General features: G+C 73.3%; 25 protein-coding genes. 8 read left to right on the forward strand and 17 right to left on the reverse strand.

Annotation, left to right across the window (positions count from 1 at the left end):
- Nucleotides 1–64 precede the first annotated feature (64 nt).
- From ACFVHI_RS02960 to clpS, 4 genes are all read right to left on the reverse strand, one after another.
- Nucleotides 65–496: a Mov34/MPN/PAD-1 family protein gene (locus tag ACFVHI_RS02960; protein ID WP_063349211.1), complete on the reverse strand. Its 432-nt coding sequence runs from the start codon at nucleotides 494–496 to the stop codon at nucleotides 65–67.
- A 100-nt stretch (nucleotides 497–596) separates the two neighbouring features.
- Nucleotides 597–2,039, reverse strand: a complete 1,443-nt coding sequence (locus tag ACFVHI_RS02965) for an amino acid permease (RefSeq protein WP_363370278.1) — start codon at nucleotides 2,037–2,039, stop codon at nucleotides 597–599.
- Nucleotides 2,040–2,226: 187 nt separating this feature from the next.
- Entirely contained in the window at nucleotides 2,227–2,799 is a 573-nt protein-coding gene (locus ACFVHI_RS02970) for a DUF2017 domain-containing protein (RefSeq protein WP_380335166.1), read from the reverse strand.
- Between the two features lie 102 nt (nucleotides 2,800–2,901).
- Nucleotides 2,902–3,195 (reverse strand): ATP-dependent Clp protease adapter ClpS, encoded by a 294-nt coding sequence (gene clpS / locus ACFVHI_RS02975; RefSeq protein ID WP_063351371.1) that lies wholly within the window; start codon nucleotides 3,193–3,195, stop codon nucleotides 2,902–2,904.
- Nucleotides 3,196–3,336: 141 nt separating this feature from the next.
- On the opposite strand from clpS, the gene ACFVHI_RS02980 reads away from it, so the two are divergent.
- On the forward strand, nucleotides 3,337–4,653 hold the full coding sequence (locus tag ACFVHI_RS02980; RefSeq protein ID WP_380335170.1) for a nicotinate phosphoribosyltransferase: 1,317 nt from the start codon (nucleotides 3,337–3,339) through the stop codon (nucleotides 4,651–4,653).
- A gap of 301 nt (nucleotides 4,654–4,954) precedes the next feature.
- A complete protein-coding gene (locus tag ACFVHI_RS02985; RefSeq protein ID WP_380335172.1) occupies nucleotides 4,955–5,545 on the forward strand; it encodes an isochorismatase family protein in 591 nt (196 codons plus the stop codon).
- Nucleotides 5,546–5,630: 85 nt separating this feature from the next.
- Here the strand turns inward: ACFVHI_RS02985 and ACFVHI_RS02990 are convergent, their stop codons facing one another.
- Entirely contained in the window at nucleotides 5,631–6,638 is a 1,008-nt protein-coding gene (locus tag ACFVHI_RS02990) for a hypothetical protein (protein ID WP_380335174.1), read from the reverse strand.
- A gap of 256 nt (nucleotides 6,639–6,894) precedes the next feature.
- On the opposite strand from ACFVHI_RS02990, the gene ACFVHI_RS02995 reads away from it, so the two are divergent.
- Together ACFVHI_RS02995 and ACFVHI_RS03000 are read left to right on the forward strand one after the other, a co-directional pair.
- Complete coding sequence (locus ACFVHI_RS02995; RefSeq protein ID WP_380335177.1) at nucleotides 6,895–7,452, forward strand: hypothetical protein; 558 nt, start codon at nucleotides 6,895–6,897, stop codon at nucleotides 7,450–7,452.
- A gap of 688 nt (nucleotides 7,453–8,140) precedes the next feature.
- Entirely contained in the window at nucleotides 8,141–8,581 is a 441-nt protein-coding gene (locus tag ACFVHI_RS03000) for a hypothetical protein (RefSeq protein ID WP_063349204.1), read from the forward strand.
- A 6-nt stretch (nucleotides 8,582–8,587) separates the two neighbouring features.
- Here the strand turns inward: ACFVHI_RS03000 and ACFVHI_RS03005 are convergent, their stop codons facing one another.
- The 5 genes from ACFVHI_RS03005 to ACFVHI_RS03025 all read right to left on the reverse strand — a co-directional run bounded on the left by ACFVHI_RS03005 (nucleotide 8,588) and on the right by ACFVHI_RS03025 (nucleotide 13,254).
- Nucleotides 8,588–9,154: a DinB family protein gene (locus ACFVHI_RS03005; protein ID WP_380335180.1), complete on the reverse strand. Its 567-nt coding sequence runs from the start codon at nucleotides 9,152–9,154 to the stop codon at nucleotides 8,588–8,590.
- A gap of 87 nt (nucleotides 9,155–9,241) precedes the next feature.
- Nucleotides 9,242–10,462 carry a S8 family serine peptidase gene (locus tag ACFVHI_RS03010; RefSeq protein ID WP_380335182.1) on the reverse strand — a complete coding sequence of 407 codons (1,221 nt, stop codon included), beginning with the start codon at nucleotides 10,460–10,462 and terminating at the stop codon, nucleotides 9,242–9,244.
- Nucleotides 10,463–10,548: 86 nt separating this feature from the next.
- Nucleotides 10,549–11,943, reverse strand: a complete 1,395-nt coding sequence (locus ACFVHI_RS03015) for a WXG100 family type VII secretion target (protein WP_380335184.1) — start codon at nucleotides 11,941–11,943, stop codon at nucleotides 10,549–10,551.
- A 44-nt stretch (nucleotides 11,944–11,987) separates the two neighbouring features.
- A complete protein-coding gene (locus tag ACFVHI_RS03020; protein WP_363370297.1) occupies nucleotides 11,988–12,413 on the reverse strand; it encodes a hypothetical protein in 426 nt (141 codons plus the stop codon).
- Nucleotides 12,414–12,510: 97 nt separating this feature from the next.
- On the reverse strand, nucleotides 12,511–13,254 hold the full coding sequence (locus tag ACFVHI_RS03025) for an endonuclease V (RefSeq protein ID WP_063349199.1): 744 nt from the start codon (nucleotides 13,252–13,254) through the stop codon (nucleotides 12,511–12,513).
- Between the two features lie 202 nt (nucleotides 13,255–13,456).
- Between ACFVHI_RS03025 and ACFVHI_RS03030 the strand changes: the two genes are divergently transcribed.
- A complete protein-coding gene (locus ACFVHI_RS03030; RefSeq protein WP_380335187.1) occupies nucleotides 13,457–13,699 on the forward strand; it encodes a hypothetical protein in 243 nt (80 codons plus the stop codon).
- Nucleotides 13,700–13,748: 49 nt separating this feature from the next.
- Here the strand turns inward: ACFVHI_RS03030 and ACFVHI_RS03035 are convergent, their stop codons facing one another.
- Nucleotides 13,749–14,504: an RDD family protein gene (locus tag ACFVHI_RS03035; protein ID WP_380335190.1), complete on the reverse strand. Its 756-nt coding sequence runs from the start codon at nucleotides 14,502–14,504 to the stop codon at nucleotides 13,749–13,751.
- A gap of 128 nt (nucleotides 14,505–14,632) precedes the next feature.
- Nucleotides 14,633–16,276 (reverse strand): RDD family protein, encoded by a 1,644-nt coding sequence (locus tag ACFVHI_RS03040; protein ID WP_380335193.1) that lies wholly within the window; start codon nucleotides 16,274–16,276, stop codon nucleotides 14,633–14,635.
- Between the two features lie 398 nt (nucleotides 16,277–16,674).
- Between ACFVHI_RS03040 and ACFVHI_RS03045 the strand changes: the two genes are divergently transcribed.
- Nucleotides 16,675–17,091 (forward strand): SsgA family sporulation/cell division regulator, encoded by a 417-nt coding sequence (locus ACFVHI_RS03045; RefSeq protein WP_063349195.1) that lies wholly within the window; start codon nucleotides 16,675–16,677, stop codon nucleotides 17,089–17,091.
- 89 nt (nucleotides 17,092–17,180) lie between these two features.
- Here ACFVHI_RS03045 and ACFVHI_RS03050 read toward each other — a convergent pair whose 3' ends face one another.
- The 4 genes from ACFVHI_RS03050 to ACFVHI_RS03065 form a co-directional block, all read right to left on the reverse strand.
- A complete protein-coding gene (locus tag ACFVHI_RS03050; RefSeq protein ID WP_380335196.1) occupies nucleotides 17,181–18,581 on the reverse strand; it encodes a glycosyltransferase 87 family protein in 1,401 nt (466 codons plus the stop codon).
- Between the two features lie 184 nt (nucleotides 18,582–18,765).
- Entirely contained in the window at nucleotides 18,766–20,373 is a 1,608-nt protein-coding gene (locus ACFVHI_RS03055) for a cellulose binding domain-containing protein (protein ID WP_380335199.1), read from the reverse strand.
- A gap of 270 nt (nucleotides 20,374–20,643) precedes the next feature.
- Nucleotides 20,644–22,080, reverse strand: a complete 1,437-nt coding sequence (locus ACFVHI_RS03060; protein WP_380335202.1) for a sensor histidine kinase — start codon at nucleotides 22,078–22,080, stop codon at nucleotides 20,644–20,646.
- Entirely contained in the window at nucleotides 22,077–22,781 is a 705-nt protein-coding gene (locus ACFVHI_RS03065) for a response regulator transcription factor (RefSeq protein WP_380335205.1), read from the reverse strand. Before ACFVHI_RS03065 ends, ACFVHI_RS03060 begins: the two co-directional genes overlap by 4 nt.
- 133 nt (nucleotides 22,782–22,914) lie before the next feature.
- Here ACFVHI_RS03065 and ACFVHI_RS03070 point away from each other — a divergent pair, with 133 nt between their 5' ends.
- A complete protein-coding gene (locus ACFVHI_RS03070) occupies nucleotides 22,915–23,487 on the forward strand; it encodes a hypothetical protein (RefSeq protein WP_380335208.1) in 573 nt (190 codons plus the stop codon).
- Nucleotides 23,488–23,494: 7 nt separating this feature from the next.
- Here ACFVHI_RS03070 and ACFVHI_RS03075 read toward each other — a convergent pair whose 3' ends face one another.
- On the reverse strand, nucleotides 23,495–24,025 hold the full coding sequence (locus tag ACFVHI_RS03075) for a VOC family protein (protein ID WP_063349191.1): 531 nt from the start codon (nucleotides 24,023–24,025) through the stop codon (nucleotides 23,495–23,497).
- 203 nt (nucleotides 24,026–24,228) lie between these two features.
- On the opposite strand from ACFVHI_RS03075, the gene ACFVHI_RS03080 reads away from it, so the two are divergent.
- Nucleotides 24,229–24,789: an Lrp/AsnC family transcriptional regulator gene (locus tag ACFVHI_RS03080; RefSeq protein ID WP_244293448.1), complete on the forward strand. Its 561-nt coding sequence runs from the start codon at nucleotides 24,229–24,231 to the stop codon at nucleotides 24,787–24,789.
- Nucleotides 24,790–24,809: the final 20 nt, after the last annotated feature.

The raw sequence follows: 24,809 nt of genomic DNA on the forward strand, positions 1-24,809 counted from the left end.
CCCACCACCGGGGCCCGCCGCCCGCTCGGGGGGGGGGGGGGGGCCGCGCCCAGGTGGGTGCTGGTCAGGCCGGGTGGGCCTCGACGACCTGGACGTCTTCCTCTGTGATCTCGCCGTCCACGATGCGGAACGAGCGGAACTGGAACGGGTCGTCCTCGCCGTTGCCGTCGGCGGTGGAGACCAGGACGTAGTGGGCGAACGGCTCGGAGGCGTAGCTCACGTCGGTGCGCGAGGGGTAGGCCTCGGTGGCGGTGTGCGAGTGGTAGACGATCACCGGCTCCTCGTCGCGGTCGTCCATCTCGCGGTAGAGCTTGAGCAGGTCGCCCGAGTCGAACTCGTAGAAGGTGGGCGAGCGGGCCGCGTTGAGCATCGGGATGAACCGTTCGGGCCGTCCGCTGCCGGCCGGTCCGGCGACCACGCCGCAGGCCTCGTCCGGGTGGTCGGCGCGGGCGTGGGCCACGATCCGGTCGCGGAGTTCTCGGGTGATGGTCAGCATGCGGTCAGGATAGCCACGCCCCGGCGGGTGTCCGCCGGGGCGTCCGGAGCGCGGTCACCGGGTGTCCGCCACCTGGGCGTGGCGGCCCGGCGTCGGCGGTTCAGCCGCCGTTGCGCACGTGCAGGTGGTCGTGGGCGACGCCGTGGGCGGCCCTCGGGTTGCGGCGCTTGAGCACCTGGTAGCCGATCACCAGCAGGACGGCCCAGCCCGGGAAGACGTACAGCGAGATCCGGTTGACCGAGTCGAACGCGATCAGCACCACGACCAGGGCGAGGAAGGCGAGCGCGGTCCAGCTGGTCCAGGCGCCGCCGGGCGCCTTGAAGGTGGGCGGCGGCAGGTGTCCGGCCCGCCAGGCCTTGCGGTAGCGGATCTGGCAGATCAGGATCATCGCCCAGGTCCACAGGCCGCAGACGGTCGCGACGGAGGTGATGTACTCGAACGCCTTGGCCGGGACGAGGTAGTTGAGCACCACGCCGACGCCCATCAGCAGGCAGGAGAGGGTGATCGCGAAGGCCGGGGTGCGGTGGGAGTTGAGCTTGGTGAGCTGCCCCGGGGCCTGGCCGCGCAGGGCGAGGTCGCGCAGCATGCGACCGGTGGAGTACATGCCGGAGTTGCAGGAGGAGAGCGCGGCGGTGAGCACCACGAAGTTGATGATGCCGGCCGCGGCCGGGATGCCGATCTTGCCGAAGGCGGCCACGAACGGGCTGACGCCGGGCTGGAACTCGGTCCACGGCACGAGCGAGAGGATGATCACCAGCGCGCCGATGTAGAACAGCATGATGCGCCAGGGCAGGGTGTTGATGGCGCGCGGCAGGGTCTTCTCGGGGTTCTCGCTCTCCCCGGCGGTGACGCCGACGAGTTCGACGCCCAGGTAGGCGAACATGACGATCTGCAGCGTCATCACGGTGGCGCCGATGCCCTTGGGGAAGAAGCCGCCGTCCTGCCACAGGTGGGTGATCGACGCGGTGTCACCGGCCTTGCTGAAGCCGAGGGTGAGCACCCCGATGCCGATCAGGATCATGCCGATGATGGCGGTGACCTTGACCATCGAGAACCAGAACTCGATCTCGCCGAACAGCTTCACCGAGATCAGGTTGGCCGCGTAGAGGATCACCAGGAAGGTCAGCGCACTGGCCCACTGCGGGATGTCGGGCGCCCAGAACCTCACGTACACGGCGGCGGCGGTGGTCTCCGCCATGCCGGTGACCACCCAGAACAGCCAGTACGTCCAGCCGGTCACGTAGCCGGCGAAGGGGCCGAGGAACTCGCGTGCGTACTCGGCGAAGCTGCCGGAGACCGGGCGGTAGGTGAGGAGTTCGCCGAGGGCGCGCATGATCACGAAGATCGCCACGCCGGCGACGGCGTAGGAGAGGATCAGGCTCGGGCCGGACCGGGAGATCGCGGTTCCCGCGCCGAGGAAGAGGCCGGTGCCGATGGCACCGCCGATCGCGATCATCTGGATCTGGCGGCTTCCCAGCCCCCGGTGATAGCCCTCCTCGTCCGGTTTCGCGTCGACCACGTCGTCGTACAGCTGCTCGGCCATGGTGCACCGTCCTGGGTGGGTCTCGTGGGGTGGAGAAGTCGTACCACGCAGGGTTCGGATAGCGGTGTTCATCTGAGCGTTATTTGAGCATGACCTGCTAGGGTTTGCCCGATTTAAAGAGAAATGCCCCGGCCATCCGTCCACATATTGGACGAATCGACCGGGGCCTGCCCGGAAGCGGGCAGGATCAGTCCGCGATCGCCTCCAGGAGCGTCTCCTGGAGCGCCCCCAGCCAGACGTACGCCATCACCAGCGGCTTGCGGTCGTCCTCGTCCGGCAGCTCGTAGAGCTCCTCGTCGTCCTCGCTGACCTCCAGCTGGACGCCCAGGGTCAGCCGCAGGTCGTTGAGCGCGCCCAGCCAGCGCAGGCCGTCGGCGGGGTCCAGCTTGACCACCCCGCCCTCGCCGCCGAGCCGGTCGAGCATCCGGACGACGTGCAGGGCGTCCTCGCGCTTGCGGGTCCGCAGGTCCACCTCGGTGTAGCGGCGGAACTCGCCCGAGGCGGCCCGGCTCTCCTGGTCCTCCGGCCCGGCCGGGTCGCCGTAGGCGTCCGGGAAGAGCCGGGCGAGCATCGGGTTGGCCGGCGCCTCGGTCGGGCCCTCGGCGAACAGCGCGGCCAGCGGATCGCCGCCGTCCCCGCCCGGGCCGGGCCCGATCAGCTGCAGGATCCCCACCTCCAGGGAGCGCAGGATGGAGGCCTCCAGCTCGTCCAGCGCGATCGTCGCGCTCCCGCCGCCGGCACTCTCGAACAACCCAGCCATGTCTATCGGTCAGCCCGTCTTCGTCGTCTCGGGTGGGGTACCGGCTCCGCGGCCGCGGCAACTCGCGCCGCGGCCGCCGCGCTGCGGTCGGTCGTGCTGCGGTCAGTCGTGCTGCAGCGTCGCCCAGAGGCCGTAGCCGTGCATCGCCTGGACGTCGCGTTCCATCTCCTCGCGGGAGCCGCTGGAGACCACCGTCCGGCCCTTGGTGTGCACCTCCATCATCAGCTTCCTGGCCTTGTCCTTCGGGTAGCCGAAGTAGGCCTGGAAGACGTACTGGACGTAGCTCATCAGGTTCACCGGGTCGTTGTGCACGATGGTCACCCAAGGCGTGTCCGGCTCCACCACCGGTAGTCCTTCGACCTCCGGGCGCTCGATCTCCACGGGCGCGACACTCACCGCCGGGTCCTCCTCGCTGCGCAGTCCGTCCACGCCTCTTCAGCCCCATGCTGCCATCCGGGGGACCCCCGGGCGATTCCGGACCGGCTCGCAGCACGAGAAATCGTCACTCTGACGCTAAGTGGTAGTAGCATCATCCGCATGGACGCCACTTCAGTGCGCGCGGCCGGTTCGACCGCGCTCCTCACCGACCGCTACGAGCTCACCATGCTGCAGGCCGCCCTGCGCAGCGGGGCCGCGCACCGCCGCTCCGTGTTCGAGGTGTTCACCCGCCGCCTGCCCAGCGGCCGCCGCTACGGCGTCATGGCCGGCACCGGCCGGGTGCTCGACGCCATCGAGGACTTCCGCTTCACCACCCCGCAGCTCGACTGGCTGGCCGGCCAGGGCGTGGTCGACGACGACACCCTGCGCTACCTCGCCGACTACCGCTTCGCCGGCGACATCCACGGCTACCCCGAGGGCGAGGTCTACTTCCCCGGCTCGCCGCTGCTCACCGTCGAGGGCAGCTTCGCCGAGGCGGTGATCCTGGAGACGGTGATCCTCTCGATCCTCAACCACGACTCCGCGATCGCGGCCGCCGCCTCCCGGATGACCGCCTCCGCCGGCGGCCGCCCGGTGATCGAGATGGGCGCCCGGCGCGCCCACGAGCAGGCCGCCGTCGCCGCCGCCCGGGCCGCGTACGTGGCCGGCTTCGCCGCCACCTCCGACCTGGAGGCCGGCTTCACCCACGGCATCCCGACCACCGGCACCGCCGCCCACGCCTTCACCCTCGTCCACGACAGCGAGCGGGACGCCTTCCGCGCGCAGATCGCCTCCATGGGCAAGGGCACCACGCTGCTGGTCGACACCTTCGACCTGCGCGAGGCCGTCCGCACCGCCGTCGAGGTGGCCGGCCCCGAACTGGGCGCCGTCCGGATCGACTCCGGCGACCTCACCCTGCTGGCCCACCGGGTCCGCCGCCAGCTGGACGACCTCGGCGCCACGAAGACCCGGATCATCGTCACCTCCGACCTCGACGAGTACGCCATCGCCGCGCTCGCCGCCGCCCCGGTGGACGGCTACGGCGTCGGCACCAGCCTGGTCACCGGCAGCGGCCACCCGACCTGCGCGATGGTCTACAAGCTGGTCGCCCGCGCCGAGAGCGCGGACGGACCGCTGGTGCCGGTGGCCAAGCGCGCGGCCGGCGGCAAGACCAGCATCGGCGGCCGCAAGTGGGCCGCCCGCCGGCCGGACGCCGACGGCGTCGCCGAGGCCGAGGTGGTCGGCACCGCAGCGGTCCCCGCCGACCTGGAGCCGCACCTGATGCAGGTGCCGCTGGTGCGGGCCGGCCAGGCCGTCGGCCGCGAACCGCTCACCGCCGCGCGCGAACGGCACATCCGGGCCCGGGCCGCACTGCCGCTGTCGGCCACCCAGCTCTCCAAGGGCGACCCGGTCCTGCCGACCGAACTCGTGCTCTGACCCCGCCCCGGCCGACCGGCGCGGACCGAGCGCCGGCCCGGGGTCGTCCGCCGGGTTCGCCGGTCCGGCGGTCCGGCGGTTCGGCGGTTCGGCGGTTCGGCGGTTCGGCGGTTCGCGCCGGGCGCCGGCCCGGGGTCCGCCCCAGGCCTTCCGCCCCCGCACGCCACTCCCTAGAGTCAACCGTAGAGTTCCCCCGGAGCTCCCCGAGAACCCCCGAGCCCCGCCGCGGGCCGAGTACTCCCGAGGGCTCCCCCCACCGGCGCGCCACCACGGCCGCCCCCCACATCCGAGGATGCGAGCCATGCACCGGGCACTGATCGTCGTCGACGTGCAGAACGACTTCTGCGAGGGCGGCAGCCTGGCCGTCGCCGGCGGCGCCGAGGTGGCCGCCGCCATCACCGACCTGATCGTCGAGTCCTCCCCCGGCTACCAGCACATCCTCGCCACCCGCGACCACCACATCGACCCGGGCGACCACTTCTCCACCGAGCCCGACTACGTCACCAGCTGGCCGGTGCACTGCGTGGCCGGCACCGAAGGCGTGGGCTTCCACCCCAACTTCGCCCCCTCCGTCATCTCCGGCGCGGTCGAGGCGGTCTTCGACAAGGGCGCCTACTCGGCGGCGTACAGCGGTTTCGAGGGGCTGGACGAGAACAACCGCGGCCTGGTGGAGTGGCTGCGCGAACGGCAGGTCGACGAGATCGACGTGGTCGGCATCGCCACCGACCACTGCGTCCGGGCCACCGCCCTGGACGCCGCCCGGGCCGGCTTCACCACCCGCGTCCTGCTCGACCTCACCGCCGGGGTCGCGCCGGCGACCACCACCGCCGCGCTCGCCGAACTGCGGGCCGCCGGGGTCGAGTTGGTCGGCGCCCCGGTGGTTCGGGGGTAGCTCCGACTCCGGTTCGGGTAGCCACGGCTCCGGGTGCGGCTCGGGGGTAGCCACGGCTCCGGGTGCGGATGGATCCGATCCCGAGCTAACCGACCATCAACTCCACCACGTCCGAACCGCCCACCCGGTGGGCCTCGCGCAGTTCGGCGCCGACCGCGTCCCGGTCGGCCGCGAGCCGGGCGCCGGAGACGTACACCACCCGGATCCCCAGGTACTCCATCCGGTGCTGGCCGCCGCGCACCCAGGCGGCCTCGCCCTCGCTGACGCAGCGCAGGTCCGAGTCCACCTCCACGGCGACGCCCTGCTCCGGCCAGTAGAGGTCCGGGACGGCGATGTACGTGCCGCCGCGCATCCGCAGCTCGGGGCCGACCAGCGGTGCGGGCAGCAGGCACTCGTCCACCAGTTCGCCGACCCGGTCCAGGACGAAGTCCCGCTCACCGGCGAGCAGTTCGTCCAGGGCGGCGCGCACCCGGGGCTCGCCGGTCAGCCCGGACTCGGTCAGCTCGGACGCCAACTCCCGTACGGTGCACGGGCCGTCTGGCCGAGAGACGGCTTCGCGCAGCACCTCCCGCACCGGCATCGGGGCGCCCCCCTCCTCCACGGTCCACTCGCACAGCGCGTCCGCGACCGCCCGGGCGACCGGCGCGCAGGCCAGGCCGTGCACCGAGCGGGCCACCAACTCCCGTTCGGTACGCAGGATCCGCACCTCCCCGGCGTCCTTCAGCCGGCGCTGGCGGGGCACCAGGACGTCCACCCCGATCACCGCCGGCAGCCGGGGCACCGCGGCGAAGCCGTACAGCGCGAGCGCGGCCGCACCGGTGATCACCGCGCCCTCGCGACGACCCTCCTCACGACCGTTCTGCGCCGCGTACAGCAGGGCGGCCCACATCCGCTGCTCCGGGGTCGGCCCGTCGGACTGCAGCAGGTACACCCGGGGCAGCAGCCGCCGCCAGGGCCCGCCGCTACGGCAGTGCTCGGTGATGACCCGGGCCGGCACGCCCCGGGCGCGCAACTGGCTCGCGGTGACGACGTTCTGTTGACGCTTCGCCAGCTCCTCCAGGGACGGCGGCGGCGTGGGAATCCGGTAGCTCATGCGGACACCATCCCCAACCGCCCCGACCCGCCACCGGCCACCTGACGCACTGTTACCCAACCGTCGCGAAACCGGGATCAGCTCGCACTAAAGTCCCCATACCCTCACTCAATCGGAGTAATTGACGGTCGTCAGGTTGTCATATCTGATCGAAAACGATCGCCCACCAGGCCGCCTGACCCAGAGTGACCAAAGGCATACGCCGGGAGACCCTCCAGGCGTCAAACCCGCCCCGGGAATTGCCTAGGCTTGCGTCATGTCACGTGACGAGACCGCCGGCCTCCGCGCGGCCCAGCTCCGCCTTGGCCGTCTGCCCGGATACGTCCGCCGCCCGGACCCGGCCCGCCGCAGCGGCGAACAGGGCCATACGTACAAGAAGGGCTGGGAGGTCCGCTTCACCGCCCGCAGCGAGGCCGAGATAGCCGAGATCCGCGACCTCGTGGTCGCCGCCGGCTTCGCCCCGGCCAGACCCTTCTTCAAAGGCCACCAGCTCATCCAGCCGGTCTACGGCATGGCCGCCGTCCAGGCCTACCTGGCCGCGAGACAGGCGGCCGAGGAACACGCCGCCCGCACCGCGCTCGGCCGCCGCCGACGAACCGCCGGCGGACACCCCGCCACCACCGGGCACCCCACCACCACCGGGCACTCCACCGGGCACCCCGCCGGCGCCGCACACCGGTGCGAACGCGAGGAAGCCGCCGCAGCGGCCCAACTCGCCCGGCGGCGGGCCATCGAATCCTTCCCCGCCCAGGTCGAACGGAGCAGCGCCGTCGACGACCGCCTCTCCCCGACGGAGGCCCGACCGCAGCCCTGACGGCAGACCACCCCGCCCGCGCCTCGGCCCCCAGGCCGCCGAGGCGTGGCCGACGTGCACGGTGGCGGCCAGCAGGCGCGGGACCACCCGGATCAACGCCTGCTCCGCCCCCTCGGCCACCCGGTGCGCCGCCGCCACGGCGAGCGCACCGTCCACCCACCACCCCTGCCGCCACGCCCCCGCCACACCCGCCTCGGCGCGCAGCGCACCCACCGCCCGCATCCACCACCCGCATCCACCGCCCGCACCCGGGCTGCGCGCCCCCGGCGGAGGCATGCACGGCGGTGCCCATCCGGCCCGTCACGCCACGCCGGTACGGGCGCGACCGAAGGTGTGGTTGCGCGGATGGTTGTGCGGCCGCAGCTTCGCGCCGTGGGCGTGGACGCCAGCCTCCATAGGCCCTACGGTGGCACATCAACCGTGTTGCAACCACGGCCCTTCTGCACCCCCTGACCAGCCGCGACGCGCTCGCAACTACACCCCCCGCACCACTGCGCCACCCTCCCCCACCGATCCTCCGCCCGGCCGCCCCACCACCGCGCCCCACCGGTCGACACCGGAACCGGCCGAGCGGCGGCGGGTTCCGGGCATTCAATCCGATTGGTAACCCAGCGCACCGAGGGCATATCGTAGAGTGAGCGCAGATGATCGACCGTCAGCCGCCCATCTCCCTTTCCGAGAAGCCGAGATGACCAACCGTCACGCGAGTTCCGCCGAGCCGCCCCCGAGGCCCGGTGAACCGGAGGACGTACCACTGGAGTTCGCCGCCTTCTGCGAACTCCACCGCCCCCGGTACCTCAGCTACGCCCGGGTGTGGCTGACCGAGCACAGCAGCGCGGCCACCGCCGTCCAACAGGCATTCGCCGAAATCGCCGTCCAATGGCGCGAGTTGCTGGGCAGCTCCAACCCCACCGCGAACGCCTGGCAGATCCTGCGCAGCACCGTCGCCGACCACACCCGGCACGTGCCCGCCGCACCGGACCGCCACCCCGCCGACGACGACCTGGCGATCCTGCACTACGTCGTCGGCCTCGCCGCCCCCGAGATCGCCGACGTCATCGGCACCGACACCGCCAGCGTCGCCGGCCGACTCCGGCGCACCATGCTGTGGGAGGCCTCCGGCTGGTGAGCCCCCTCAGACCCGCTCGCCCGTCACGTCGAACAAGTGGTGCACCGGGTCGTGGATCAGATAACGGGCAAACGACTCCACCGTGAACCGCGCCCCGTCACTACGGCCCCCGGTCCGCCCCCACTGCTCGCCCGCCACCCGCCCGAACGCCGCCGCCAGCACCTCCGCGGCCGCCGCCAACTCCCCGGCCACCACCGCCGGCACCTGCTCCCCGTACCGCTCGGCGACCGCCGTCTCATCCTGATCCCAGTTCGGGAACAGCGGAGCTTCCTCGGCCAGTATCAGGTCCAACCGGACCCGGAACAGCCGGAACACGTCCCGGACATGGCACGCGTACTCCAGCCCCGACCACACCCCCGGCCGCGGCCGCCGACGCAAACCCTCCTCGGCCCCGGCCAACAACGCCACCCAGGCCTCCGCATTGGCCCGAACCATCCCCGCGACGTCCTCCCGCACCACCGCCGCAACATCCAGCCCACAATCCGGACACGGGCGTTCCAACACCCACGTCCAGTCCTTGCCGTCCGGAACGACCACACCCACCGGATCCACGCCACGCTCAGAAGCACTCATGGCCCCAGCATGGCCACCCCACCACCCACCCCACCAGCGGCAAGGACGCCAACCGCCACCAAAATGCTGCCACCCCGCCCGCCGCCCTCAGCCGCCCGCACCCCTGCGCCGCCGCACCCGCACCACCCACACCACGACCGCCACCACCCCGCCGACCAGCACCCCCCACAACGCCACCCCCACCGCAACCCCGACCCCGAACCAGCCGCCCCCGCCGGCCCCACCGGCCCCCGCCGCGGGCACCACGGCCTCGCCACCCGGCTCCTCCGTCACCCCGCCCCCCGCAGCCCCCTGCGACTCCCCCCGCCCCACCAACGGATTCACCCGAGACCCGCCGTCCACCACCGGATCAGCCTCCAACGCCTTCGCCGGCGCCAGCACCCCGAAGCCGTACCTGCTCCCCGGCACCGCCGACCCGTCCCGCGGCGGCGTGGCAGTCCTGATCATCCGATTGATCACCTGCCCAGCCGAAAGCTCCGGATACCTCGCCCGGATCAACGCGGCGGTGGCGGAGACGTAGGCGGTGGCATCCGAGGTGCCGTTGCCCACGCCGTAGCCGGCAGAGGTCTTCGCACTGGCCCGGTAGATCTCCGCCCCGGGGGCGACCAATGTGGTCTCCGGTCCGTAGCTCGACTTCTCCCACAGTCGCCCCTGCCGGTCCACCGCGCCGACCGCCACCACTCCGGGGAAGGCCGCCGGGTACTGGACACCGCTCAGGCTGTCGCCGTTGTTCCCGGTGGCGGCAACCAGCACGACGTCCTTGGAGACCGCGTAGTTGACGGCTTCACGTGCCGGAGAGTCGAACCTCGACGTCCCCCCTACCGACATGTTGACGACCTTCGCACCGTGATCCACAGCAAAGCGGATCGCCTCGGCGAGGCCGTTCTGCTGGAGATCCCGATTCTCGCCGTCGGTCCGTACCTTCACCGGCAGGATCTTCGCCTTCGGCGCCAAGCCCATGATCCCCGCCTGCGCACCGTGCCCGTGCCCTGCGATCAGGCTCGCCATCCCGGTGCCATGGCCGTCGCCGTCGGTACGGCCGTCCGTGTTCGTACCGGAGAAGTCACCCCCCGCAAGCACCTGTCCGGTGAGGTCCTGATGGTCCTGGTTGACCCCACTGTCGACCACACCGACGATCACCCCCTCGCCCTGGTTGACAGTCCAGACTTTCGTCTCGGCCTCGAAGGTCTTCAGAGCCCACTGCTCGTCTCTGATCTGATCCGCCGATGCCGTTGGTGCCGCGACACTCCAGATCAATGCCCCGGCGGCAAGGGCCGCTGTACCACGCGCCAACCGGCGGCTCGTCAAGCCTGGTCACCCCACTCAGCGAGGCGTCCCGCAGATCACCGATCTGCGGGACGCGATCAGATCACCCATCCGTTTCAGGACCGGGCTCATTCCACCACGTTCGGATTGGCCGGCTTGTCCGCCGCCCAGGTCTCCTCGTCCTCGACGAGGTAGTCGGGCCGCCGCCCCTTCTCCCGGTCCTCCTTGTGCCGTTGCGCGCCGGTGAGCGGCAGGCCAGGGGCCATGCCGCCTGGGCCGCCAGCACCGGGTTCGCCCCTGAGCCGGTTCCGGACTCCCAGGCCGGAACCGCCTTCCGTGAACGCCTGTTTGCCGCGCATTCCCTCGACCGGTCCTACCGTCCCGCCGACGATCCCACCAGATCGGCCTGCAGACCCACCCACCGGCCGGGCACCGGAGCCACCGCGGCCCCCGGCGCCCCCGCCCGGTCCGGGGCCGCCCATCGGATACGCGCCGTCCGGGAGTCCCCGACCGCCGAATCCGACCCCGGCCTCGCCGATGCCGGAACCGACAGGTAGACCAGCCGCCGGGCCTGCGGGATTGGAGATCCCCTGCCCGCCGTTGCTTCCCGGGAGGCTGCCCGCAGCGCCACCAGACGGCACAACACCAGCCCCGGACACCTCAGTTCCCGGGGCGACGGTGGTGACCACGGTCCTGTTGGGGACGCCCGCCGGCGTGCCCGCGATGCCCGTGCCCAGGCCGTAGTTCACCGAGCCCAGAGGCTTCAGCGGAGTCTGCGCCGTGCCACCCCTGATCCCCGAATCGGTCGGAACAGACGCACTCCTCGACGTGGAGCGGGCTGGCATCGTCGGTCCGGAGGACTTCGGGCTCCGCGGTGGTGGGCTGGTCGTCACCCGCCCTGATGTTCCCGCGACGCCGATCGAGGTTCCCGACATCATCGCGCCCGCCACCGCCGCCGCCCCGACCGGATCGTCCTGTGGTGTCACATCGCGTGTCTCATCCGACTTCTGCAGCGCCGGCAGGTTCGGCGGCGGCTTCAGGGTGGGGGTGGCGATGCGGTAGTGCATGGCGAGGGTTTGCATGACGGTGGCGGCTTCGGCTTTTCGGCGGTCGGCGACGGGGATGTGTTCGTCATCGCCGCCGAAGACGGAGGAGACGCCGTCGCCGACGGTGTCCTTGACCTTTTCCCAGGTGCTGGGTTCCTCGGGCATGTCGCGTTTGGCCTTGGCGATGGCCTCGGACATGTTGTGGAGGGTGTTGGCCGCGTCGTTGGCGTAGGAGGCGGCGTTGTTGATGCTGTCGGCGAGGTGGAGCATGCGGGTGTGGAAGGCGTCGCTGGTGGCGCCTTCCCAGGTGACGGCGGCTTCGGTGCTGGCGCGGGTGAGGGTGGCGCGGATGGCCTTGAGGGTGTCGGCGGCGTGGCGCCAGGGGTCGCCGGCGGCCATGACTTCGCCGGGGTTGAGGGTCTGGGCCATGGTGCGGAGTTGGGCGTGGCTGTAGGTGGTGAAGTCGGTGTAGGCCATGGGGGGTTCGCCTCCGTTCGGGCTCGGCCGGGGGTGGCCGGGGGTCAGGGGGCGGGTGGGGCGACGGTGTGCTCGTAGGCGGCCTTGCTGCTGGCGGAGGGGTTGGCGACGGACCAGCCGTCGTCGCCGAGTTTGAGTTTCTTCGCGGTGTGCTGGTCGTGTTCTTCGTAGGTGGTGGCGGTGAGTTCGGCGTTCTTCTGGGCTTCGTCGACGGCTTGTTGGAGTTGGTTGAGGACGTCGCGCAGGCCGTCGCGCATGGTGTTGTAGCGGTTGTGGATCTCGGTGGCTTCGGCGAAGGTGCCGAAGGCGGTTCTGCCGATGCCGCTGCGCCCGTGGGTGCCGGTGCCGTCGGCGTGGTGCTGGAATTCGGCGAGGAGGAGCCGGACTTGGGCGGCGAAGGCGCGGAGTTGTTCGACCTCGACGCGGTAGCCCTGGCCGGCGCCTCCGGTCGTGCCGGTTCCTGTTGCCACTTCGGCGCCTCCCCCGTGCGTCCGTGGGTCGCTGCCGGGGTTGGGCCCCGGTGTCTCATGTCTAACACACGGGGCCCGAATTCCGCCTGGTACCTGGTCAGTTCGCAGGCGTCCTCGTGTGGAGGGCGTCGGCGAGGGCGCGGCGGCAGAGGGAGTCGGCGTGCCGGGTGGTTTCGGGGAGCCGGTAGTGGGGGGCGAGTTGGAGGGTGGTGCGGACGGCGGTGTCGAGGCTGATGCGGTGGCCGATGGAGACGTAGACGGGTTTGACGCCGGGCCGGGTGCGGAGGGCGCGGCCGACTTCTTCGCCGGTGGCGGGGTCGGTGAGCGGGGTGGTGGAGCCGCGGGGGGTGTCGGGGTCGTGGTGGTGGAAGGTGAACGGGGTTTTGGCGACGCCGAGGGTGCGCAGGCCGGTGAGGACTCCGAGGTGGCTGGCGAGGCCGAGGCGGCGGGGGTGGGCGAGGCCGTAGCCGTCGCAGACGACGGTGTCGGGGGTGTGGGTGAGGGCGGCGAGGGCGTCGAGGACGGCGGGGAGTTCGCGGAAGGCGAGCAGTCCGGGGGTGTAGGGGAAGGGGATGCGGCCGACGGCGGTGGACTGTTCGACGACGGCGAGGGTGTCGTGGTCGAGGAGGACGGCTGCGGCGGCGACGAGGTCGTATTCGTCGTCGTAGGCGACGTCGACGCCGGCGATGAGCCGCCCGACCCCGCTGCTGGAGCCGGAACCGTCGGAGCCCCCGGAACCGTAGGCGTCGTCGGGGTCGTGGGTCTGGACGAGGGGGCGCAGGCGTTCCTGTTCGGCGAGTGCCTGAGCTTCGGTGGTGGGCCAGTCGGCGGGGATGGGCACGGGTGTTCCCCCGGGTGGGTGGGGCGGGCGCGGTCGGGTTCACCGTACCGAGGGGCGGACGACCCCTGGGTGAGCCTGTGCGCCCCCCGTGCTCCCGGTCCGGCGGGTTAGCCTGGACTTACCGAACTCCCTTGCCGGGCAGCACTTCTGGGACCGGCACGATTCCCGCTCGTTCCCCCCGACGTGCGAAGGACCCCCCGCCATGCCTCGTCCGTCCGCTGCCCAGTACTGCCTCGGTTCGTTCACCGTCGTCGCCGCCACGGTGGCACTGCTGGCCGTTTCGGACGCCTCGGGCGTCCTGGAGGTCGTGGTGCTGGAGGGGTTCGCGCTGGCGCTCGGCACCGTGGTGACGGTGTTGTCGCTCGCCGTGTCCGGCCGGTCGGCGGCGAGGGCGGGAGCGACCTCCCCGGCCGCGGCCGGACACGAGTACGCCCGGCAGCGCTAGCAACGCTAGGTCCTGTCCGCCGCCGGGCGTCGCGGCCCCGCTCGGCCGGTCAGTCGGTGGTGACCACCACGGTCTTCGCGGCCTTGTCGTGGATGCACTGCCGGTAGGGCTTGTCGAAGACGCCGAACATCCCGTCGATGATCCACCAGAAGGCGGCGCAGCAGATCACGGCGGGGAGGATGTAGACGGCCGCGCGGGTCCAGGCGGCGCTCTGGGTGGGCTTGTTGCCGTCGATCAGCATGGCGACACGGACGTGCATCGCCTTCTTGCCGAGGGTCTGGCCGTCCCGGCCGAGCATCAGGCCTTCGTAGAGGAGGTAGATGCCGCAGCCGAGCCAGAATGCGCCGACCTCGCCGGAGCGGTTGCCGAAGTCGGCGAAGGGGGCCACCACGATCACGGCGACGGCCTGGACGAGCAGGTAGTCGATCAGGCGGGCGAGGATGCGCCTGGGCCAGCTGCCGATCGGCGGCATGCCGGGGACGGGCCCGGCGCCGGGGGTTCCGTAGCCGGTGGGGCCGTAGCCGGGCGGGGGCTGGTCGTAGGGGTTCTGGCCGTAGGGGTTCTCGCCGGGCGGGCTCTGACCGCCGGTCGGGCCGCCGTAGGTGCCGCCGTACGCGCCGGGGCCTTCGGGCGGGGTGCTGGGGGTGCCGTCGGACGGGCCGCCGGTGGGCGGCGGGGCGGGCGACGGGTTCGGGTCCGACGGCCGGTCTTCCGGCGTGCCGCCGCCCGGCTGCGGGGACTGCTTGTCGAAGGAGGGCTGGCCGCCCCCCTCCGGCTGGGAGCCTGAGGGGTCGTGAGTGCTCATCCGTCGAGTAGAACATCACACATTCTCGCGGTTTGGGACATTCTGTCCGTTTTGCTGCCAGGGCCGGACGGCGCCTCCACGTCGGATGGCGCCTCCGCGCCGGGAACCGGCCGCCACACCGGGAGGCCTCAGTCGCGGACCACCCGGGTACGGGCGGCCCGGTCCTGCCAGCCACGCCGGGCCGGGCGGTCGAACAGGGGCCAGACCAGGCCGAGGAGCAGCAGCAGGCCGAGCTGCCTCACGGCCCATCGGAGCAGCGAGCGGCCGAGGCTCAGCCTGGTCCGGGCGCCGGGGGCGGCGGCGTCCGCCACCCGGATCCGGGCCAGTCGCTTGCCGAAGGTCTGGCCGGTGCGGGCGGTCGGCAGCACCTCGTAGAGCAGGCTGACGAAGAGCAGGATGCCGAGCAGGACCGCGACCTTACCCAGCACCACGTCGTCCACCAGCCAGACCTGGACCTGGCGCCGGGTGAGGGAACTGGCCATCCGGGCCTGGTCGAGCTTCTGCTGGAGGTGCTCGGACGCCGAGCGGCCGAGCGGGATTCCGGCGGCGACGGCGACCACGAGGAGTACGACGGTGTCCACGGCGCGCGCGGCCAGCCGACGCCCGAGTCCGGCGGGCGTCGCGGAGGCGGGCACGGTGGGGGCGGGCGCCGTCGGGGCGGGTCGGCGCCGTGCGACGGCCTCCCGGGCCGGGCGCGCGACCGGCAGCGACGCGGCGGGCGCGGGGGACGCGGCGGACGCGGGGGACGCGGCGGACGCGGGGGGCCGGCCCGGGGCTCGGGCCGGAACCGCTCCGGCGGCGACCGGCGCGGCCGGGGCCGGCACGGCGGGCTCGGGCTCGGACGCGGGCTCGACGGCACGCCCGGCCCCGCGCACAGCCGCCGGAACGGACACCGCGACGGGCGACGCAACTGGCGACGGCGCCTCCCGCACGGCCACCGCCGCCGGGACGGTCGCGGGTGCTCCGGAGACGGCGGCCACTTCCACCCCGACCGAAGCGGCGGCCGGCATGCCGGCCGAAGCCCGGACCGGAACAGCAACCGAAGCGCGGACCTCCCTCGCGCGCCCCTCCTCCCCGTCGGGCGCCCCCGGAAGCACCCCCCAGGAGACCCGGTGCGGCTCGCCATCCGCCTCCATCAGCCCCCGCTGCGCCTGCGGAACGACCTGCCAGCCGGGCTCCTCCGCCTCACCCTGGCCCGCCGCACCCCCCACCGCCGAAACCTCGACCACCGAAACCTCGACCACCGGCTCGCCCAGGACCGCTTCGTCGAGGACCACCTCGCCGAAGACCGGCACCTCGACCGCTGCCATCTCCAGTCCAGACACCTCAGGGCTCTCGGACACCCCCGGCTCCCCGACCGTCCGGAACACCGGCCCGCCGATCACCTCCGCCGCCCGCGACCCGAGGACGAACTTCGCCCCGCCCGTGGTCTGGTCGAGGTACACCGGCCCGGTGTCCCCGCCCCGGCCCCCACCGTGCGCGGCCCCGCCCCAGGACGGCTCCGGGGCCGCCGCCTCCGGAACGGCCGGCTCCGGCAGCACCGGTGGCGGCACCACCCGCGCCGTCCCGGCCGCGCCGGCGGCGGGCCGCCGGGACGCGAACCGGGGCGGTTCCATCACCTCGCCCTCGGCGGGTGCGAGCCGGCTGGTGCCCGGCACCCAGGCCGAGCCGCCCCAGTACCGGACGAAGCCGGGGATGGAGGGGTCGGGGTAGTAGCCCGGCTCGGGTCCGACGGCCGGGTCGCCGGCGCCGGCGAAGGGGCGGTCCGTCATGGGGGTCTTCTCTCCTGGCGGGTCCTGGCGGGGCCGACACGGCACGCCCGCCCGGCGCACCCGCGAGCCGCCCGGCGCGCGTGGGTGGGGGCACCGCCGATAGGCGGACAGTCGCCGGGTAGTCACAAAGGGTAGTGCCTCGTCGTGGCGTCGACGGAAAGTTGGTCAATCACCTGACAGCGGCGGGCCCTCCGGGGTAAAGGCGGCCGAACCGTCCCGGCGTGCGGCGGGTGTCCGCGCGCCGCGGTCCCCACCGGTCACCACCCCTCGCCTCACCCCCCTCGTCGAACTTCCCGAAGAAATCCCGGAAACGTGTGTAAGAGCCGGCGTGGACCGCCCTCTCAAAGGTCACCGGGCCCGGAACCGGGCAGGAATCGAAGGCAGAGAGGAAGACGATCATGGAGCGCCCCACCAGCGTGGTCGAGCACGAACTGGAGCTGAACCTGGTGCTCTCCCCCGAGCACAGCGTCCCCGTCCCGGCCCGGCTGTCCTACGGCAGCCACGACCCGTACGCGGTGCACATCACCTTCCACCTGGACACCGGCTCCCCGGTGACCTGGGTGTTCGCCCGCGAGCTGCTGGTCGAGGGCACCTTCCGGCCGTGCGGCCAGGGCGACGTGCGGATCTGGCCGACCCGCTCGGGCCGGCGCAGCGTGCTCTGCCTGGCGCTGAGCTCCCCGGCCGGGGACGCCCTGCTGGAGGCGCCGCTGCCGGTCGTCGCGGCCTGGCTGGAGCGGGCCCACCGGCTGGTCCCGCCGGGCAGCGAGATGGCCGCGCTGGACATGGACGGATCGCTCGCGGACCTGCTTGCGTGAGCACGCGCACGCCCGCGAACGGGCACAAAGCCTCGGCCGCGCACCCGGCCGGGACCGCGCGACGCGACGGGAGCCGCGCCCCCGCCGGCTCAGCGGGCCGCGGGGGCCTGCTGACGGCCGCGGGTGGCGTCCGGGCCGCCGCCGTCGCGCTGTCCGGGCAGTCGGACCAGCGGTGCCCCGGCGGAGCGTCGCCGGGCCCTTATCCGGATGGCGGCGGCGAGCAGGAAGCAGAGCCCGACCCACGGGTAGATCGAGGTCGGCAGCTGGCGCAGCGGCGCCATGTGGAGGACGGCCGGCCCGAGCGGCTTGGCGGCCCACATCGCGAAGGAGAGGAACGCGAGCAGCGTCGCCCAGAAGGCGGCCCGCCAGCGCAGCCGGCGGACGCCGGCCGGGCGGGCGTGCTCGACGGAGGCCTCGGTGGCGAGCAGTACGAGCACCGGCACGCACCAGACCCAGTGGTGGGTCCAGCTGATCGGTGAGATCAGCACGGCGGTGACGGCGGCGCAGCAGACGCCCCAGGCCTCGGCCCGGGGCAGCCAGCGGGCGCTGCGGTGGGCCCAGGCGGCGACGGCGAGGCCGGCCACCGCGACGAGGCCGGCCGCGAGGGTGGCGAGGGTGCCGGGGTCGGCGGTGTGCAGCAGCCGGGCGAGGGCGCCGCGCAGCGACTGGTTGTCGACGATCTCGGTCTTGCCGACCCGGGAGGAGTCGTAGAGGTACTTGGTCCAGAAGCCCCAGGTGGCGTCGGGCAGGACGACGGCGCCGATCAGGAAGGTGCCGAGGAAGGTGAGGCCGGCCACGAAGGCGGCCCGGACCCGGCCGGTGATCAGCAGGTAGACGGCGAAGAGGCCGGGGGTGAGCTTGAGGCCGGCGGCGATGCCGATCGCCATGCCCTTGCTGCGGCGGGCGTCCGAACGGGTGAGGTCCCAGAGGATCAGGCAGGCGAGCGCGAGGTTGATCTGGCCGTACCGGAGCGTGGTGAAGACGGGTTCGAGCCAGACGCCGAGACCGGTCACCAGGATGACGCCGATCGGCCGCAGTTCGCGGCGCGGCCAGCCGACCAGCTTGAAGGACAGGTGGGTCAGCAGGGCGAGCAGCCCGAGGTTGCCGAGAGTGATCGCCACCCGGAGGAACGGGACCGGGAACCAGGTGGTGGGCACGAACAGCATGGCCGCGAACGGGGGGTAGGTCGCGGGCAGGTTCCACTCGGTGACGCGCAGTGCGTACAGGTCGGTGCCGTTGGCCACGGCGGCGCCCTCGGCCCGGTAGACGATCATGTCGACCATCGAGGTGTTGACGAAGTGGCGGACCACCGCGTACACGACCAGGGACAGGAGCGCCAGGGCCGAGGCGGCCAGCAGCGGTCGGCGGGGGGCCTCGCGCAGCGCGCGGACGGGGGCGCCGAGCGCGGTCCGCAGCCGGTCCGACAGGGGGGCGGGCGCGGGGTCGGGTGCGGTCCGCACCGGGCTGCGCTCGTCTTGCACCGCTGTCACCAGTCCACTCCGTCCACCACTCGACCAATCGCCGACGATACCGGATGCGGGCCGACCGGGCCTGGGCACGGATGATCACGCAGGGTGACGAATGGGCCCCGACCGGCCGTACTCCGTTGCGGGCGGAGCACGGACGGCCGGGGCCACCGGGGGGGAAGGCTCAGAGCCTCAGCGGCCCCGCAGCTCAGCCGGTGTAGGCGCCGAGGGCCCGGGTGAAGTCCAGCGGCTGCTGGACGATGCTGCTGCAGCTGGCATCGGCGTAGGCCTTGGCCCCGCCGTCGCAGGCCTTGTCGCGGGTGCCGGACCACATCGCCAGCCAGGCGAGGTGCCTGGACGCCGCGAAGTCGGCGAGCTGCTTGGCGTCGGCGACGGTGAAGACCTCGCTGGCGACGTCGTTGACGCCGATCATCGGGGTGACGGCGACCTTGCGCCAGGCGGCCGCGTCGTCCAGTCCGAGCACGCTCTTGACCTGGGCCTGGGTGGCGGTGGCCGCGGCGATCGCGTACTTGCCCATCTGGCCCTGCGGGTTCGGGGCGACGCCGTCGCCGAAGTCCATGGCCATGATGTTGACCGCGCCGATCGCGACGCCGTTGTTCTTGGCGTCGGCGACCAGGTTGACGCCCTCCTGGGTCAGGCCGGAGGGCAGCGCGGGCAGCGTGAAGGAGACGTCGAGCGCCTTGCCCTGGGCGGCGGCGTTCTTCTGCAGCTGGGCGATGGCCTGGGCGCGGCGGGTGTTGGCGGCGGTGTTGGCGATCGCGCCGCCCTCGACGTCGAAGTCGAGCCTGGTCAGACCGTAGGCGTCGACGGTCTTCTGGTAGGCGGCGGCCAGGTCGGCGGTGGAGCCGCAGGCGAGGGCCAGTTCGCTGCCGTTGGCGCCGCCGAAGGAGACCCGGACGTCGCCGCCGATCGCCCGCAGGGCGCCGATCTGGGCGGCCACCGCGTCGGCGGACAGATCGCTGACGCCGCCCCACTTGGGCTGGCAGCCGCCGCCGGACACCACGAAGGCGAGGGTGTAGTTCTTGACCCCGGTGGCCTTGGCGGTGGCGACCAGGTCGTACGGCGGGTAGAGCGAGGTGTCGACGTACGGGGCGAAGCCGGCCCCGGCGCCGGCCGGGGGTACGGGCACACCGGTCGCCGTGGGGGTGGCGGTCGGGGTGCGGGTCGGCGTCGGGGTGGTCGGCTTCGCGGTGGCCGTCGCCGTAGGGGCCGGGGTGCCGGTCCCGGTCCGGGTCGGCACGGGAGTGGTCGGCGCGGGGCTGGTCGACACCGGACTGGTCGGCGCGGTGGTGGGCGTCGCCGTCGCGGTCGGGCGGCCCGAGGGGGTGGGCGCGGTGCCGTCGCCGGCCTTGCAGGAGGTGTTGTTGATCAGGCAGTTGCCGGGCTCGGCCTGCGCGGCGCCGGCGCCCTGGGCGACGAAGCCGACCACCACGCTCTTGCCGGGCTCCAGCCGCTTGCTCCACGCCTCCGGCTTGACGGTAACGTGCTGGCCGGCGGCGGTGAAGGTGGCGTTCCAGAGCGAGTCGATCTTCGCCCCGGCCGGGAGGTCGAAGCTGAGCGTCCAGTCCTCGATCGGGCCGCTGTCCGGGTTGGTGACCAGGTACTGGCCGGTGTAGCCGGAGTCCCAGCTGCTGGTCCGGCTGTAGACGGCGCCGAGCGAGGCGGCGCTGGCCGAGGAGGCGAGGACGACGACACCGCCCGCGACCAGGGCGGCGGCGACCGCCGAGGCCCCGACGATCGCGCCCTTGCGGCTGCGCCTGCGGCGGCCTGGGCGGCGGTTGGGCTGGGTGGTCATGGCGCGTTACCTCCGGGGTGCCGTCGGTCGGCCGCGGTCCGGGCGCGGGTGCGTGCGGACGTCCGGGCGGCCGGCCCGGCTCGGTCGGGTGACCGGCGCGACCGACGCTAGCGGCGGCCGGGGGGCCGAACCGGCGGGCTGAGCGAGGGGAAGAACTCCCTTAGGCCGCGCTTAAGGAAGATCCGGAAACTGGCGGCGCATCAGGCGCGTGCGTGCGAAACCGGCCACCACGATTCCCCCGGGCGCCGAGGAAGAGACCGAGGAAAGCGGTCACTTCTGGAACAGCGCGCCCCGGCTGCGCCGCCGCCCCGCCCGCGCGGGGGTGCCGTCCGGGCGGGTCCGCAGCCGCAGCCGGATCTCGGCGCCGCCGAGCACGGCGGAGCGGCCGAGCGCCAGGTCGCCGCCGGTGGACTCGGCGAGTTTGCGGACGATGTCGAGGCCGAGCCCGGTGGAGCCCTCGCCGCCGTGGCCCTCGCCGCGCTTGAGGGCGGCGGCCGGGTCGCTGAAGCCGGGGCCGGCGTCGCCGACCAGGACGATCACCGAGGTCTCGGTGGCGAGCACGTCCACCGAGAAGGCGGTGCCGACGGCGGTGTGCCGGAAGACGTTGCCGAGCAGCGCGTCGACGGTGGCGGCCAGGTCGGCGCGCTGGACCGGGACGGGCGTCGCCCGGTCGGCGCCGGCCAGTTGCCAGCGGCGCCCCTCGTCCTCGGCCAGCGCGGACCAGAAGCCGACCCGTTCGCGGACCACCTCGGCGACGTCGCAGCCGACCGCGACGGCGGGCACGTCCTCGGGGTCGCGGCGGGCCGAGCGGATGATCTGGTCGACCTCGCGCTCCAGTTGGGAGACCGCGTGCCGGGTGGCGTCGGCGGCGTCGCCCTCGCCGAGTGAGGCGGCGTTGAGCCGCAGCACGGTCAGCGGGGTGCGCAGCCGGTGGGACAGGTCGGCGGCCAGTTCCCGTTCGGCGGCGAGGAGTTGGACCACCCGGTCGGCCATGGTGTTGAACGCGTGGGCGGCTTCGCGCAGTTCCTCGGGGCTGCCGGCGGCCTGCTTGCCGTCCACCGGGACCCGTACGGCGAGGTTGCCGGCGCCGAGCGAGCGGGCGGCGCCGGCGAGCCGCCGGGCGGAGGCCACGATCCGGCCGCCCATCCGGTCGGCGACCAGGACCGAGATGGCGACCAGGCCGAGCGCGACGCCCGAGAGCACCAGCCAGGCGGTGGAGACGCCCCGGGTGAGGTCGCCGTCGGCGACGAACACCTCGACCACGGCGGTGCGCCCGGTGTCCACCGCGACCGGCTGGAGCAGCGCGTAGCCGCCGGGCACCTCGACGGTGAAGGAGCGGCCCTGGCCGCCGGCGGTGGACACGTCGCCGGCGGCGGCCCGGGCCTCGCCGATGGTGGGCCCGCCGGGGCCGCCCGCGCCGGGGAGTGCGTCCGGGGCGGCCGGGGCGGGCAGGTGGACCGCCATCCGGCCCTGCCCGCCGGCGTCGGTGCTGGCCAGGGCGCGGTCGATGGCGATCTGGTCGGTGGTGATGGCGAGGGCCGGGCCGAGCGCGGCGGCCTGCCGCTCGGCGGCGGTGAAGGCGTGGTCCCGGGCGGTCTGCTGGACCATCAGGCCGAGCGGGATGAGGAAGGCCAGCGCGACCATGGTGGTCCCGGCGACGGCGGCCTTGATCAGGGCCCAGCGCAGCGAGCGCCCGAACCTCCTCATGTCTGGTGCTCCGCCAGTCCCCCGGCGGCCTCCAGCCGGACCCCGACTCCGCGGACGGTGTGCAGGTAGCGGGGGCTGGAGGCGGTCTCGCCGAGCTTGCGGCGCAGCCAGGACAGGTGGACGTCGATGGTCTGGTCGCCGCCGTAGGTCTGCTGCCAGACCTCGGCCAGGATCTCCTTGCGCGGCACCACCACGCCGGGGCGCCCGGCCAGGAAGGCCAGCAGGTCGAACTCACGGCGGGTCAGGTCGAGCAGCCGCCCGTCCAGCGAGGCCTCGCGGCGCTGGAGGTCGATGGCGAGGCCGCCGACCCGCAGGACCTGGGCGACGGGGGTGGCGCCGCCGCCGAGCCGGCGCAGCACGGCGGCCATCCGGGCGCTGAGGTGTTCCCCGGAGAAAGGTTTCACCAGATAGTCGTCGGCGCCGTCGTTGAGCAGCCGGACGATCTCGGCCTCGTCGTCACGGGCGGTCGAGATGATCACCGGCACATTGGTCAGGCCCCGGATCATCTTGAGCGCCTCGCTGCCGTCCAGGTCCGGCAGGCCCAGGTCGAGGATCACCAGGTCACAGCCGACCTGGGCGACCTCCCGCAGCGCCTCAAGTGCCGTGCCCACGCTGCGGACCGCATGACCGGTGTCGGTCAGGTGCCGGATGAGGGCGGATCGTACGAAGGGGTCGTCCTCGACCACGAGCACTGTTGCCATGGCCCTGCACGGTACGCCATCGACGGGCAGTGGTCTGTACCTCGGGGTGGCCTCCGGACATTGTGCAACTCCCCTGACTAATAACGGGGCTGCCCGGCTGCACAGGCCCGGAATACGGCAGGATGAGCGGACGATGCGGAACGGACTGGTACAGCTCGGCGCCTGGGCGGCGGCCACCGGGGCGGCGGTGGCGCTGTCCTGGCTCGGCGTGCACGCGGTGCTGACCGGCGCCGCGTTCGAGCAGCCCACGGCCCTGCCGCTGCCCTCGCCGAGGGCCGACGGCACGCCGCACACCGCGACCGTCACCCCCGAGCAGCCGCGGTCGGCCACCCAGACCGGGGCCCCGGCACCACCACCGGCCTCCCCGACGGCCGCCACGACGACGACGCGCGGGCCGGCCCCCGCCACCACCCTCTCCGCCGCCTCCCCGCCGGCCACCCGCCGCCCCACCTCCGCCACCACCACGGCGACGTCCTCCGTGACGTCCTCCGTGAAGAGCTACCCGGTGCCGGGCGGCAAGGTCGCCCTGGACATCCGCCCCGACAAGGCCTCGCTGGTCTCCGCCACCCCCGACCCGGGCTGGCAGATGCAGGTGTGGAACGGCGACCAGTGGATGCGGGTGGACTTCACCAAGGGCGAGCAGGCCAACTCGGTCTTCGTCTACTGGAACGGCCACCCGCCGGTGGTCGAGACGGCCATCCGCTGAGCCCCCCTCACCAGGTCTCGAACGGCAGGTACCCCGGCAGGTACGGCCCGGCGTAGCCGGACCGGTCGACCAGGGTGTGCCTGGTCCCGCCCGGCACCCCGATCGTCGCGAGCACCACCGTGCCGAAGCGGTCCCGCGCCTCGTACGGCTCGGCCAGCGACAGGGCGCCCCGGTCCACCGCGTAGTCGTACGCGTAGAAGACGTCCGGCACGCTCACCGCGAGGTCCAGCACCCCGTCCCCGTGCCGGGCGAGGTGCGCGGCCAGCTCCCGGCCGCGCGGGCCGATCACCTGGACCAGCGAGGTGAGCACGATCCTGGTCCCGGGCGCGTCCAGCACGTACGAGACCGTCTCCGGCTCCCCGGTCTCCGGCCCGGCGTACGCGGTACAGCGCAGCCCGAGCGCGGCGGTGTAGCGGCGGGCGGCCCGCTCGGCGTCGCCGACCGCGAAGACCACCGCGTCGGCGCGGCCCATCGGGAGGGGGGCGGACTCTCCAAGCCCTGCGGCGAGCAGGACGGGTTCGGCGGCGGTGTCGGTCATGACGGCCCTCCCGGTAGGCGTGCGGACCACGGCGGGTGCGACCGTGCGCCGGTGTGGGGCCCGGCGCACGGCGTTGTGGCTGGAGGGTGGCGCCGAGCCGACCGGCGCGCAACTGTTCCGTTTCCTCCTGGTCAAGCTGTGCGCCGGGGCGGGAGAATCGGCGGCGCCGCTGTACACAATGCCCACCGGAGGACGGAGCCGCGATGCCCCACGCCCAGTCCCCGAGCTCCCCCGGCTCGCCCAACTCCCCCGCTCCGCCGGGCGCTTCGGCCGCTCCCGGGACAGGCGGCGGGAACGACTCGATCGACACACTGGACGGCCGGCTGATCCGGCTGCTCGCCGAGGAGCCCCGGATCGGGGTGCTGGAGTGCTCGCGCCGGCTCCAGGTCGCCCGGGGCACCGTGCAGGCCCGGCTGGACCGGTTGCAGGCCAAGGGGGTGATCGGCGGCTTCGGCCCGGAGGTCGACCCGGCGGCGCTCGGCTACCCGGTGACGGCCTTCGCCACCCTGGAGATCTCCCAGGGCCAGGGCGCCGACGTCCGGGCGCACCTGGCGAGCGTGCCGGAGGTGCTGGAACTGCACACCATCACCGGGGCCGGGGACATGATGGTGCGGATCGTGGCCCGCTCCAACGCCGATCTGCAACGGGTGATCGACCGGGTGGTGGGCTTCGACGGGATCGTCCGCTCGGCCACCGCGATCGCGCTGGAGAACCCGGTGCCGTACCGCATCCTGCCGCTGGTGGACCAGGCCGCCGCCGAGTAGGGCCCGCGCCCGGCGGCAGC

The organism is Kitasatospora sp. NPDC127121 (assembly GCF_042677305.1).
Taxonomy (GTDB): Bacteria; Actinomycetota; Actinomycetes; order Streptomycetales; family Streptomycetaceae; genus Kitasatospora.

What these genes read in the sequence shown, in the direction of transcription:
- ACFVHI_RS02960 (WP_063349211.1), bottom strand. Translation starts at nt 496, where the DNA reads ATGCTGACCATCACCCGAGAACTCCGCGACCGGATCGTGGCCCACGCC.
- ACFVHI_RS02965 (WP_363370278.1), bottom strand. Translation starts at nt 2,039, where the DNA reads ATGGCCGAGCAGCTGTACGACGACGTGGTCGACGCGAAACCGGACGAG.
- ACFVHI_RS02970 (WP_380335166.1), bottom strand. Translation starts at nt 2,799, where the DNA reads ATGGCTGGGTTGTTCGAGAGTGCCGGCGGCGGGAGCGCGACGATCGCG.
- ACFVHI_RS02980 (WP_380335170.1), top strand. Translation starts at nt 3,337, where the DNA reads ATGGACGCCACTTCAGTGCGCGCGGCCGGTTCGACCGCGCTCCTCACC.
- ACFVHI_RS02985 (WP_380335172.1), top strand. Translation starts at nt 4,955, where the DNA reads ATGCACCGGGCACTGATCGTCGTCGACGTGCAGAACGACTTCTGCGAG.
- ACFVHI_RS02990 (WP_380335174.1), bottom strand. Translation starts at nt 6,638, where the DNA reads ATGAGCTACCGGATTCCCACGCCGCCGCCGTCCCTGGAGGAGCTGGCG.
- ACFVHI_RS02995 (WP_380335177.1), top strand. Translation starts at nt 6,895, where the DNA reads ATGTCACGTGACGAGACCGCCGGCCTCCGCGCGGCCCAGCTCCGCCTT.
- ACFVHI_RS03000 (WP_063349204.1), top strand. Translation starts at nt 8,141, where the DNA reads ATGACCAACCGTCACGCGAGTTCCGCCGAGCCGCCCCCGAGGCCCGGT.
- ACFVHI_RS03005 (WP_380335180.1), bottom strand. Translation starts at nt 9,154, where the DNA reads ATGAGTGCTTCTGAGCGTGGCGTGGATCCGGTGGGTGTGGTCGTTCCG.
- ACFVHI_RS03015 (WP_380335184.1), bottom strand. Translation starts at nt 11,943, where the DNA reads ATGGCCTACACCGACTTCACCACCTACAGCCACGCCCAACTCCGCACC.
- ACFVHI_RS03030 (WP_380335187.1), top strand. Translation starts at nt 13,457, where the DNA reads ATGCCTCGTCCGTCCGCTGCCCAGTACTGCCTCGGTTCGTTCACCGTC.
- ACFVHI_RS03035 (WP_380335190.1), bottom strand. Translation starts at nt 14,504, where the DNA reads ATGAGCACTCACGACCCCTCAGGCTCCCAGCCGGAGGGGGGCGGCCAG.
- ACFVHI_RS03040 (WP_380335193.1), bottom strand. Translation starts at nt 16,276, where the DNA reads ATGACGGACCGCCCCTTCGCCGGCGCCGGCGACCCGGCCGTCGGACCC.
- ACFVHI_RS03045 (WP_063349195.1), top strand. Translation starts at nt 16,675, where the DNA reads ATGGAGCGCCCCACCAGCGTGGTCGAGCACGAACTGGAGCTGAACCTG.
- ACFVHI_RS03055 (WP_380335199.1), bottom strand. Translation starts at nt 20,373, where the DNA reads ATGACCACCCAGCCCAACCGCCGCCCAGGCCGCCGCAGGCGCAGCCGC.
- ACFVHI_RS03060 (WP_380335202.1), bottom strand. Translation starts at nt 22,080, where the DNA reads ATGAGGAGGTTCGGGCGCTCGCTGCGCTGGGCCCTGATCAAGGCCGCC.
- ACFVHI_RS03065 (WP_380335205.1), bottom strand. Translation starts at nt 22,781, where the DNA reads ATGGCAACAGTGCTCGTGGTCGAGGACGACCCCTTCGTACGATCCGCC.
- ACFVHI_RS03070 (WP_380335208.1), top strand. Translation starts at nt 22,915, where the DNA reads ATGCGGAACGGACTGGTACAGCTCGGCGCCTGGGCGGCGGCCACCGGG.
- ACFVHI_RS03075 (WP_063349191.1), bottom strand. Translation starts at nt 24,025, where the DNA reads ATGACCGACACCGCCGCCGAACCCGTCCTGCTCGCCGCAGGGCTTGGA.
- ACFVHI_RS03080 (WP_244293448.1), top strand. Translation starts at nt 24,229, where the DNA reads ATGCCCCACGCCCAGTCCCCGAGCTCCCCCGGCTCGCCCAACTCCCCC.